Below are 10,618 nucleotides of genomic sequence, written 5' to 3' on the forward strand. Positions count from 1 at the left end.
AGGGGAAATTACCGGCGGCCCAGCGGCACCACCAGCGGCGTATGCGCCACCGGATCCTCAATGATCGTGCAGCGCAGACCGTAAATCCGTTCAATCAGATCCGCCGTGACGATCTCCTTCGGCGCCCCCTCGGCGACGATCTTACCGTCGCGCAGGGCGATCAGGTGGGTGGCGTAGCGGCAGGCCTGGTTCAGATCGTGCAGCACCGCCGCCAGGGTATAGCCCTTCTCGCGATTCAGCTCGCTCAACAGCTCCAGCAGGTCGATCTGATGGCTGATGTCCAGCCAGGTGGTCGGCTCATCCAGCAGCATAATCGCCGTCTCCTGGGCCAGCACCATCGCAATCCACGCCCGCTGCCGCTGGCCGCCGGAAAGCGTATCGACGCTCTGCAGTGCCAGGTCGCTGATCCCGGTGGCCCGCATCGCATTATTCACCGCCGCTTCATCTTCTTTGCGCCAGCGGGTGAACAGCGGCTGGTGCGGGTAGCGCCCGCGGGCCACCAGCTCCTGCACCGTAATATCGCCAGGAGTGGTGGCATTTTGCGCCAGCAAGCCGATGCGGCGGGCGACCTCTTTACTGGCGTACTGCTGGATCTGCGCGCCGTCGAGCCAGACATGGCCGCTGGCCGGCGTCATCAGACGGCTGAGGGTGCGCAGCAGCGTCGACTTGCCGCAGCCGTTGGGGCCGATAATGGCGGTGAAGTGGCCGTCAGGGATGGTCACGTTCAGCGACTCGGCGATGGTCTTGTTCCCGTAGGCCAGGGTTAACTGCTCGCCGCGCAAACGGGAGGGGACAGCACTCATTTTTTGCGGGACTCCTGAATCAATAATGCAATAAGGTAAATACCGCCGAGGCTGACGGTTAGCACGCCCACCGGCAGCTGCCAGGGCATAAACAGCCGCTGGGCGCCGTAATCGGCCAGCGCCAGCAGCAGCGCGCCGCACAGGGCCGACTGGCTCAATCCCCAGCGGGCCGTGCCGCTCAGGCGGCGGGCGATGTGCGGCGCCACCAGCGCGATAAATGAGATGGGCCCGGCCAGCGCCGTCGAGGCGGCGGTGAGCACCACCGCCACCAGCATCAGCAGCAGGCGCGAACGCTCAACCTGCACGCCCAGCGCGCAGGCGGTATCGTCGCCCATCTCCAGCAGCCGCATCCGACGAACCAGCAGGGCGCTGCCCACCAGCATCAGCAGGATCAGCGGCGCCGACGGCCAGGTTTTACCCCAGGTCAGGCCGTTAAGCGATCCGGCGTTCCACAGGCCCGCAGAAAGGGCGGTCTCCAGCGAGGCGCGCAGCAGCAGCCAGGTGTTGAAGGCCACCAGCATGGCGCGTACGCCGATGCCGATAATAATCAGGCGAAAGGTCTCGATGCCGTTGCGCCAGGCCAGCAGCCAGACCACCAGCGAGGTGAGTACCCCGCCGGCCATCGCCGCCAGGGCAATCGCCGTCAGGTTCTGGCCGAAGAGAACCATCGCCACCAGCACGCCGCTCCAGGCGCCGGTGTTAAAGCCCATCACGTCCGGGCTGCCGAGCGGGTTACGGGTCAGCGACTGGAAAATGGCGCCGCTGACGCCGAGCGCGGCGCCGATGAGCAGCGCCATTAACACCCGCGGCAGCCGCCATTCGTTCACCACCATCGCGACGTTGCGCGGCGCGTCGCCGAACAGGGCGGAGAAGACCTGGTCAATCGTTAGCGGCACCGGGCCTTGCGCCAGCCCGAGCAGGGAAATCAACAGGCTGGCGGCCATCAGCAGCAGACAGCTGGCTATCAGGCGGCGGGACGGGGCAATCACAGGCCACCTCCGCGCGGCTGGCGTCGCACCAGCCAGATCAGCACCGGCGCGCCGAGAAAGGCGCTCACCACCGATACCCGCAGTTCGCCGGGCACCAGCAGGCGGCCAATCACGTCGGCAAACAGCAGCAGGGCCGGGGTGGCCAGCAGGGTGACCGGCAGCGACCAGCGATGATCGGCCCCCACCAGCCAGCGGGCCATATGCGGCATCATCAGGCCGATAAAGGCGATCGGGCCGACCACGGCGGTAGCGCTGCCGCACAGGACGGTAATCACAATCAGGCCGATCAGCTGGGTGCGGGCGACGCGGCTGCCGAGGGCGGTGGCGGTATCGTTGCCGAGGCTCAGGCTGTTAAGCGCCCGGCTCAGCAGCAGGGCGGCGATCCCCGCCATCGCCACCGGCAGCAGGACAATTTTCAGGGTTTGCAGGGTGCGGATATCCAGCGAACCGGCCTGCCAGAAGCGCAGCTGATCGTAGACGTCCGGGTTGAGCAGGGCGATGCCGTTGGACAGCCCCTCCAGTACCGCCGCGAGGGCGACCCCGGCGAGGGTGAGGCGCACCGGGCTCAGCTGGCCGCCGCCTTGACTGCCGGTGAAGGCCACCAGCAGCGAGGCGCAGAGCGCACCGCAAAACGCCAGCAGCAGCTGTTCCTGCGGGGAGGTGATCCCGAACAGCGCCGCGCCGAGGACGATGGCGAAGCTGGCGCCGGAGTTGACCCCCAGCAGGCCGGGGTCGGCCAGCGGGTTACGGGTGAGCGTTTGCATCAGCGCGCCGGCGAGGCCGAGGGCGACGCCGGCCAGCAGACCGGCCAGGGTGCGCGGCAGGCGCGCGTCCAGCACGATGGTGCAGTCGGCGCTTTGACAGGTTCCGCTAAAGGCGGTGAATACCGTGCCGATCGGCAACGATTTGGCGCCGATGGTCAGGCTAAGCGCGGCGGCTAAGGCGAGTAACAGCAACAATCCGGGCACGGCGACAGAGCGTACCGCGGTCGTAGAAAACGACATAACTGACATCCCTGATATGATAATGATAGTAATTATCGTTATCGATTTTATTCAGCTATGGTAGCATGACCCACAGTAAAAAGGGTATTAAAAATAACGACAAGGCGCTGTAATGAACCGACAATCCTGGCTGCTCAACCTCAGCCTGCTGAAAACTCACCCGGCGTTTCGCGCCGTTTTTATCGCTCGCTTTATCTCTATTCTGTCGCTTGGCCTGCTGGGCGTGGCCATCCCGGTGCAGATCCAGATGATGACCCATTCGACCTGGCAGGTCGGGTTGTCGGTGACGCTGACCGGCGCGTCGATGTTTATTGGCCTGATGGTGGGGGGCGTACTGGCCGACCGCTATGAGCGCAAACGCCTGATCCTGCTGGCGCGCGGCACCTGCGGCGTGGGCTTTGTCGGCCTGTGTCTGAACGCCCTGCTGCCGGAGCCGTCGCTGGCGGCGATCTACCTGCTGGGGATCTGGGATGGGTTCTTCGCTTCGTTGGGGGTGACCGCGCTGCTGGCGGCGACGCCGGCGCTGGTGGGGCGGGAAAATCTGATGCAGGCCGGGGCCATCACTATGCTCACGGTGCGCCTGGGCTCGGTGATTTCGCCGATGATTGGCGGCCTGCTGCTGGCCTCCGGCGGCGTGGCCTGGAATTTCGGCCTGGCGGCGGCGGGGACCTTTATCACCACCTTAACCCTGCTGCGTCTGCCACAGCTACCGCCGCCTCCGCAGCCGCGCGAGCATCCGCTGCGTTCCCTGCTGGCGGGGCTGACCTTCCTCTGCCAGAGTCCGCTTATCGGCGGGATTGCGCTGCTAGGCGGCCTGCTGACCATGGCCAGCGCGGTGCGGGTCCTCTATCCGGCGCTGGCCGGGAGCTGGCAGATGTCGGCCGGGCAGATTGGCCTGCTGTACGCCGCGATTCCGCTCGGCGCGGCGCTGGGGGCGTTGACCAGCGGCCAGCTGGCCCAGACCGTGCGGCCGGGTGCGCTGATGCTGGCGACGACGGTGTGCTCCTTTGTCGCCATTGCGCTGTTCAGCCTGATGCCGCACTGGGCGTTGGGCGCGCTGTGCCTGGCGCTGTTTGGCTGGCTGAGCGCTATTAGCTCGCTGCTGCAGTACACCCTGATCCAGACCCAGACGCCGGAACATATGCTCGGGCGAATTAACGGTCTGTGGACCGCGCAGAACGTTACCGGCGACGCCATCGGCGCGGCGCTGCTCGGCGGGTTAGGGGCGGTGATGACGCCGGTCGCTTCCGCCAGCGCCAGCGGCTGGGCGCTGGCCCTCGTCGGCGTGCTGCTGGTGGGGCTGCTACGCGAGCTGCGCCGTTTCCAGCGCCCGGAAATAGTCAACGAAAGCTGAGTACGGTGCGATTGCCCGGTGGCGGCTACGCCTTACCGGGCCTACGGTACCGGGGCCTCGGGCGTTGTAGGCCGGGCAAGCGTAGCGCCGCCCGGCAAAGCGTTCCGACCGCATACTCGTCATGATGCCCGGTGGCGGCTGCGCCTTACCGGGCCTGGGGTCTGGCCTGGAGGGCGCAAGCGTTGTAGGCCGGGCAAGCGCCGCGCCGCCCGGCAAGGTGTTCAGGCCGCGCCGCCCGGCAAAAGCGTTCAGGCCGCGTACCCGTCCCGATGGCACGGCCCGCGTTAGCCGAACAGGCTGGAGAGACGCTGGAGCACCAGCAGGGCGCTGTAGTAGTCAAGACGGAAGGTCTCGGTGCCCAGCGGGTAAACGCGTTTGCCTTCGACCGCCGGGAGATGCGCCAGCAGCGGGTTGGCGTAAATGGCATCGACATCTTTCTGGTCGCCAGCGAACAGGAACAGGCTCTGGCCGTTCAGACCGGCGGCCAGGTTCTCCCCGCCCAGCTGCACGATATCGTGGCGTTTGCCCTGACTATGGCTGGCGGGCAGGCCGCCCGGCAGCGTCGCCAGGCTAAAGCCCAGCTGTTCGAGCATCTGCCCCTGGGCCGATTCCGGCGTCCAGATATTGGCGCTGTGCGCGGCGGCGGTATAGACGAGGGCGGTGACCGGCTGCGGCGGCAGCTTCATTTTTTCTTTTAACGAAACGAGCTGTTTATTGAAGTCGGCGATGCGCGCGCTGGCCTGCTGCTCATGGCCGGTGATCTGCCCCAACTGGTTAAGCAGCGTTTGCCAGCTTTTATCGTCATAGTTGATGACCAGCGTCGGGGCGATCGTTTTGAGCTGATCGTACAGCGGCAGGGCGGAGTCGCCGCCGGTGGCGCTCACCAGGATCAGATCCGGCATCTGGGCGGCCACTGCTTCCGCGCTCGGTTCGCCGATGTACAGCCGCGCCAGCTTGCGGGATTTGGCGACCTCACTCCACTGGCGCAGAAAGCCCTGGCTATCGGCCACGCGGTTGTTCGGGGTGGTGGCGCCGCTGGCGACCACCGGGGCGTCGATCGCCAGCAGCGAGCCGGTGAGGGTCACGCTGGTGGAGACAATGCGCAGCGGCTGGCTCGGCAGGGTGTGCGTTCCGTAGCTGTCGGTGACCTGGCGCGGCCAGTCCGCCGCCTGGGCTGAGGTAATTCCTAAAAACAACAGCATGCCGGCCAGCGCGCCGCGGCGGTAAAAAGAAGAGAAGTTCACGTCATCGCATCCTGATTCGAAGGGTAATAAATGCGTCTCATTTTCAACTTTGCGCCGACAGGATGCAAGCCAAAGTGGCGGCGCGATGACGTAACGCGGTTGACATGACGGGCAATACCTTTTAGGTTAGCCAACCAAAATACAAATGATAATTATTCGTAATATATTTATCGTTTTTGGAGGATGATATGGAAACGTCACTGGCTGAGGATGTACAGAAATCTACCCGGACCTTGTCGCCGGACAGCTTCTTCTTTATGTCGCCGTACCGCAGTTTTAGCACCTCAGGCTGCTTCCGCCGCTTCTCAGCGCCCGCCGACGGCGGCGATGCGCTGAATGGCGAGTTCCAGCAGCAGATGGCCGCCGCCTTTGCCGAGGCCCGGGCGGCGGGGATCCGCAAGCCGGTGATGGTTGGGGCCATCCCGTTCGACACCTGTCAGCCTTCCGAGCTCTATATCCCGGAGCGCTGGGAAGCGTTCTCGCGCCCGGAAAAACAGCGTTCCGCCCGCTATGCCGCGCCGCTGGAGGCGATGGAGGTGGTGGAACGTAGGGAGATCCCGGAACAGGATGCGTTTTTAGCCATGGTGGAACGCGCCGCCGCGCTGACCGCCACGCCGGAAGTGGACAAAGTGGTGCTATCACGACTTATCGATATCACCACCCGCGATCCTGTCGATAGCGGCGCCCTGATGGAGCGACTGATCGCCCAGAACCCCGCCAGCTTCAACTTCCATGTGCCGCTCTCCGACGGCGGCGTGCTGCTGGGCGCCAGCCCGGAGCTGCTGCTGCGTAAAGAAGGACCGCACTTCAGCTCGCTGCCGCTGGCCGGCTCCGCCCGCCGCCAGCCGGACGATGTGCTGGACCGCGAAGCGGGCAACAGGCTGCTGGCGTCCGGCAAAGATCGCCACGAGCACGAACTGGTGACCCAGGCGATGAAGAGCGTGCTGGGCCCGCGCAGCAGCCAGCTGTCGCTGCCGGCATCGCCGCAGCTGATCACCACCCCGACGCTCTGGCATCTGGCGACGCCGATCGAGGGCACGGCGCTGGCGGAAGAAAACGCCATGTCGCTGGCCTGCCTGCTGCACCCGACTCCGGCGCTGAGCGGCTTCCCGCACCAGGCGGCGAAGCGCCTGATTGCCGACCTGGAACCCTTCGACCGCCAGCTGTTCGGCGGCATCGTCGGCTGGTGTGACGATGAAGGCAACGGCGAATGGGTGGTGACCATCCGCTGCGCGCGTCTGCAGCAGCGTACGCTGCGCCTGTTTGCCGGCGCGGGCATCGTTCCGGCCTCCTCGCCGCTGGGCGAATGGCGCGAAACCGGCGTCAAACTGACCACCATGCTTAACGTATTTGGCTTGAATTAAGAGGCAAGGATGATTGCATTTACCCGTTGGCCGGATGAGTTCGCGGCCCGCTATCGCCAAAAAGGCTACTGGCAGGATCTGCCATTAACCAATCTGATCACCCGTCACGCGGAAAACGACGCCGTGGCGATTATCGATGGCGATCGACACATTAGCTACCGCCAGTTTAACCAGCGGGTGGACAACCTTGCCTGCTCTCTGCAGCGTCAGGGACTGAAGCGCGGGGAAACCGCGCTGGTGCAGCTGGGCAACGTCGCCGAGTTTTACATCACCTTCTTCGCGCTGCTGCGTATCGGCGTCGCGCCGGTGAACGCGTTGTTCAGCCACCAGCGCAGCGAGCTTAACGCCTACGCCGCGCAGATTAAACCGGCGCTGCTGATCGCCGACCGCGAGCACGCGCTGTTTGCCGACGATAGCTTTCTTCACGCGTTTATCGCTGAACATCCTTCCCTGCGCGTGGCGCTGCTGCGTAACGACGGCGGCGAGCGCGAGCTGGCGACGGAGATTAACCGCCCGGCGGATAACTTTATCGCTAACCCAACCCCTGCCGACGAAGTGGCCTTTTTCCAGCTCTCCGGCGGCAGCACCGGGACGCCGAAGCTGATCCCGCGTACCCATAACGATTACGACTACAGTATCCGCCGCAGCAACGAGATCTGCGGGATTAACGCTGAGACGCGTTACCTCAACGCGCTGCCGGCGGCGCATAACTATGCGATGAGCTCCCCGGGGTCGCTGGGCGTCTTCCTCGCCGGCGGGCGGGTGATCCTCGCCGCCGACCCCAGCGCCACCCTCTGTTTCCCGCTGATTGAAAAACATCAGATCAACGTCGCCTCGCTGGTGCCGCCGGCGGTCAGCCTGTGGCTGCAGGCGATCCATGAATGGGGCGGCAATGCCCAGCTGCAGTCGCTGCAGCTGCTGCAGGTCGGCGGCGCGCGCCTGTCGGCGACCCTTGCCGCGCGCATCCCGGCGGAAATTGGCTGCCAGCTGCAGCAGGTGTTCGGCATGGCGGAGGGGCTGGTGAATTACACCCGCCTTAACGACAGCCCTGAGCGGATTATTCATACCCAGGGCTGCCCGATGTGCCCGGACGATGAAGTGTGGGTGGCGGATGCCGACGGCAACCCGCTGCCGCGCGGCGAAGTGGGCCGCCTGATGACCCGCGGGCCGTACACCTTCCGCGGCTACTACAACAGCCCGCAGCATAACGCGGAAGCCTTTGACGCCGACGGGTTTTACTGTTCCGGCGATCTGATATCGATCGATGAAGACGGGTATATCACCGTCCAGGGCCGGGAAAAAGACCAGATCAACCGCGGCGGCGAGAAGATCGCCGCCGAAGAGATCGAAAACCTGCTGCTGCGCCATGAGGCGGTGATCCACGCCGCGTTGGTCAGCATTGAAGACAACCTGCTGGGCGAGAAGAGCTGCGCTTACCTGGTGGCGACCTCGCCGCTGCGCGCCGTCGCGGTGCGCCGCTTCCTGCGCGAGCAGGGGGTGGCTGAATTTAAACTGCCGGACCGCGTGGAGTGCGTTGCCGCGCTGCCGCTGACGCCGGTGGGCAAAGTCGATAAGAAACAATTACGTCAGTGGCTGGCCGAAGGCAAGCTGGGCTGAAGGAGAACAGAAAATGGCAATCCCTAAATTACAGGCTTACGCGCTGCCGGAAGCCAGCGATATCCCGGCGAACAAAGTCAGCTGGGCCTTTGAGCCCTCCCGCGCCGCGCTGCTGATCCACGATATGCAGGAGTATTTCCTCAATTTCTGGGGCGAAAACAGCGCGATGATGGAGAAAGTGGTGGCCAATATCGCCGCCCTGCGCGACTTCTGCAAACAGAACGGCATTCCGGTGTACTACACCGCCCAGCCGAAAGAGCAGAGCGATGAAGATCGCGCGCTGCTGAATGATATGTGGGGGCCGGGGCTGACCCGTTCGCCGGAGCAGCAGCAGGTGATTGCCGCCCTGGCGCCGGATGAAGACGACACCGTGCTGGTGAAATGGCGCTACAGCGCGTTTCATCGCTCGCCGTTGGAGGCGATGCTGAAGGAGAGCGGCCGCGACCAGCTGATCATCACCGGCGTGTATGCCCATATCGGCTGCATGACCACCGCCACCGACGCCTTTATGCGCGATATCAAACCGTTCTTTGTCGCCGACGCGCTGGCGGACTTCAGCCGCGAAGAGCACCTGATGGCGCTGAAATACGTCGCCGGCCGCTCCGGCCGCGTGGTGATGACCGAAGCGCTGTTGCCGCTGCCGGCCTCCAAAGCGGCGCTGCGCGCGCTGATCCTGCCGCTGCTCGACGAATCCGACGAACCGCTGGATGATGAAAACCTGATCGACTACGGTCTGGATTCGGTGCGGATGATGGCCCTGGCCGCCCGCTGGCGCAAAGTGCACGGCGATATCGACTTCGTGATGCTGGCGAAAAACCCGACCATCGACGCCTGGTGGGCGCTGCTTTCCCGCGAGGTACGATAATGGCGGCGCTGGATTTTCGCGGTCAGACCGTGTGGGTGACCGGCGCAGGTAAAGGGATCGGTTATGCCACCGCGCTGGCTTTTGTGGAGGCCGGCGCCAACGTCACCGGTTTCGACCTCGCCTTTGACGGCGAACGCTACCCGTTTGCGACCGAAACGCTGGACGTCGCCGATGCCGACCGGGTGCGCGAGGTGTGCAGCCGCCTGTTGGCGAACACCGAGCGGTTAGACGTGCTGGTGAACGCCGCCGGGATCCTGCGCATGGGCGCCACCGACCAGCTAAGCGCGGAAGACTGGCAGCAGACCTTCGCGGTCAACGTCGGCGGGGCGTTCAACCTGTTTCAGCAGACGATGGCCCAGTTCCGTCGCCAGCGGGGCGGGGCCATCGTCACCGTCGCCTCCGATGCCGCGCACACGCCGCGCATCGGCATGAGCGCCTATGGCGCCTCGAAGGCGGCGCTGAAAAGCCTGGCGCTGACCGTCGGCCTTGAGCTGGCGGGCAGCGGGGTGCGCTGTAATCTGGTCTCGCCGGGCTCTACCGATACCGATATGCAGCGCACGCTGTGGGTCAGCGACGATGCGGAGCAGCAGCGGATCCGCGGTTTCGGCGAGCAGTTTAAGCTCGGCATCCCGCTGGGTAAGATTGCCCGCCCGCAGGAGATTGCGAATACCATTCTGTTCCTCGCCTCTGCTCATGCCAGCCATATCACCCTGCAGGATATCGTGGTGGACGGCGGCTCGACGCTGGGGGCGTAAATGGCCTGGAAACGAGCGCTCACGCTGGCGGCGCTGAACGCCAGCAGCGAAAACACCCTGGTGGCGCATCTGGGGATCGTCTACACCCGGCTGGAGGCGGGGCTGCTGGAGGCGGAGATGCCGGTGGATGCCCGCACCCATCAGCCGTTTGGCCTGCTGCACGGCGGCGCTTCAGCGGCGCTGGCGGAGACGCTGGGGTCGATGGCCGGCTGGCTGATGACCGACGAGGGGCAGTGCGTGGTCGGCACCGAGCTGAACGCCACCCATCACCGGGCGGTCTCCAGCGGGAAAGTGCGCGGCGAGTGCCGCCCGCTGCATCTTGGCCGGCAGAGCCAGAGCTGGGAGATTGTGGTGTATGACGAGAAGGGGCTGCGCTGCTGCACCTGTCGTCTGGGCACCGCGGTGCTGGGCTAAGTAGCCACGCTTTCCCCGGCTTGCGCTGCGCTGAGCCGGGCTACGTATCGGCGCAATGGGTAGCCCGGATAAGGCGCAGCGCGCCGCCATCCGGGAATATCCCTGCTCGCGCTGCGCTTAGCAGGGCTACGGTTTCTGGGCCAGGAAGCCGCTGTTTCCCCGGCTTGCGCTGCGCTGAGCCGGGCTACGTATCGGCGCAATGGGTAGCC

10 protein-coding genes are annotated in these 10,618 nt (G+C 65.0%); 6 read left to right on the forward strand and 4 right to left on the reverse strand.

The genetic code is table 11. The features are described 5' to 3' along the window. Nucleotides 1–8: 8 nt before the first annotated feature. The 3 genes from fepC to fepD are packed head-to-tail and all read right to left on the reverse strand — an operon-like array spanning nucleotide 9 to nucleotide 2,796. A complete protein-coding gene (gene fepC / locus ABLV52_RS22985) occupies nucleotides 9–803 on the reverse strand; it encodes an iron-enterobactin ABC transporter ATP-binding protein (RefSeq protein ID WP_032455067.1) in 795 nt (264 codons plus the stop codon). After that, the gene (gene fepG, locus ABLV52_RS22990) at nucleotides 800–1,792 is read right to left on the reverse strand and encodes an iron-enterobactin ABC transporter permease (RefSeq protein ID WP_348890968.1); all 993 of its coding nucleotides are present in this window, start codon (nucleotides 1,790–1,792) and stop codon (nucleotides 800–802) included. Before fepG ends, fepC begins: the two co-directional genes overlap by 4 nt. After that, entirely contained in the window at nucleotides 1,789–2,796 is a 1,008-nt protein-coding gene (fepD, locus tag ABLV52_RS22995) for a Fe(3+)-siderophore ABC transporter permease (protein ID WP_023288781.1), read from the reverse strand. The genes fepG and fepD overlap by 4 nt, the downstream gene beginning before the upstream one ends. A gap of 112 nt (nucleotides 2,797–2,908) precedes the next feature. Here fepD and entS point away from each other — a divergent pair, with 112 nt between their 5' ends. Next, nucleotides 2,909–4,150 carry an enterobactin transporter EntS gene (gene entS / locus ABLV52_RS23000; RefSeq protein ID WP_048334354.1) on the forward strand — a complete coding sequence of 414 codons (1,242 nt, stop codon included), beginning with the start codon at nucleotides 2,909–2,911 and terminating at the stop codon, nucleotides 4,148–4,150. Nucleotides 4,151–4,434: 284 nt separating this feature from the next. Here entS and fepB read toward each other — a convergent pair whose 3' ends face one another. After that, a complete protein-coding gene (gene fepB / locus ABLV52_RS23005; protein WP_348890969.1) occupies nucleotides 4,435–5,394 on the reverse strand; it encodes a Fe2+-enterobactin ABC transporter substrate-binding protein in 960 nt (319 codons plus the stop codon). 188 nt (nucleotides 5,395–5,582) lie between these two features. Here fepB and entC point away from each other — a divergent pair, with 188 nt between their 5' ends. The 5 genes from entC to entH are packed head-to-tail and all read left to right on the forward strand — an operon-like array spanning nucleotide 5,583 to nucleotide 10,409. Continuing rightward, on the forward strand, nucleotides 5,583–6,758 hold the full coding sequence (gene entC / locus ABLV52_RS23010; protein WP_048334357.1) for an isochorismate synthase EntC: 1,176 nt from the start codon (nucleotides 5,583–5,585) through the stop codon (nucleotides 6,756–6,758). Nucleotides 6,759–6,767: 9 nt separating this feature from the next. Further along, the gene (gene entE / locus ABLV52_RS23015) at nucleotides 6,768–8,375 is read left to right on the forward strand and encodes a (2,3-dihydroxybenzoyl)adenylate synthase EntE (RefSeq protein WP_348890970.1); all 1,608 of its coding nucleotides are present in this window, start codon (nucleotides 6,768–6,770) and stop codon (nucleotides 8,373–8,375) included. Between the two features lie 13 nt (nucleotides 8,376–8,388). Continuing rightward, on the forward strand, nucleotides 8,389–9,240 hold the full coding sequence (gene entB, locus ABLV52_RS23020; RefSeq protein ID WP_048334361.1) for an enterobactin biosynthesis bifunctional isochorismatase/aryl carrier protein EntB: 852 nt from the start codon (nucleotides 8,389–8,391) through the stop codon (nucleotides 9,238–9,240). Nucleotides 9,241–9,248: 8 nt separating this feature from the next. Then, on the forward strand, nucleotides 9,249–9,995 hold the full coding sequence (entA, locus tag ABLV52_RS23025; protein WP_087672169.1) for a 2,3-dihydro-2,3-dihydroxybenzoate dehydrogenase EntA: 747 nt from the start codon (nucleotides 9,249–9,251) through the stop codon (nucleotides 9,993–9,995). Next, nucleotides 9,996–10,409 carry a proofreading thioesterase EntH gene (gene entH, locus ABLV52_RS23030; RefSeq protein WP_348890971.1) on the forward strand — a complete coding sequence of 138 codons (414 nt, stop codon included), beginning with the start codon at nucleotides 9,996–9,998 and terminating at the stop codon, nucleotides 10,407–10,409. Nucleotides 10,410–10,618 lie beyond the last annotated feature (209 nt).

The sequence above is a fragment of the Klebsiella sp. GB_Kp056 genome, assembly GCF_040064755.1.
Taxonomy (GTDB): domain Bacteria; phylum Pseudomonadota; class Gammaproteobacteria; order Enterobacterales; family Enterobacteriaceae; genus Klebsiella; species Klebsiella quasipneumoniae.

Bases quoted from the DNA above. Each gene is read 5' to 3' on its own strand.
- fepC (WP_032455067.1), bottom strand. From the start codon at position 803: ATGAGTGCTGTCCCCTCCCGTTTGCGCGGCGAGCAGTTAACCCTGGCC.
- fepD (WP_023288781.1), bottom strand. From the start codon at position 2,796: ATGTCGTTTTCTACGACCGCGGTACGCTCTGTCGCCGTGCCCGGATTG.
- entS (WP_048334354.1), top strand. From the start codon at position 2,909: ATGAACCGACAATCCTGGCTGCTCAACCTCAGCCTGCTGAAAACTCAC.
- entC (WP_048334357.1), top strand. From the start codon at position 5,583: ATGGAAACGTCACTGGCTGAGGATGTACAGAAATCTACCCGGACCTTG.
- entE (WP_348890970.1), top strand. From the start codon at position 6,768: ATGATTGCATTTACCCGTTGGCCGGATGAGTTCGCGGCCCGCTATCGC.
- entB (WP_048334361.1), top strand. From the start codon at position 8,389: ATGGCAATCCCTAAATTACAGGCTTACGCGCTGCCGGAAGCCAGCGAT.
- entH (WP_348890971.1), top strand. From the start codon at position 9,996: ATGGCCTGGAAACGAGCGCTCACGCTGGCGGCGCTGAACGCCAGCAGC.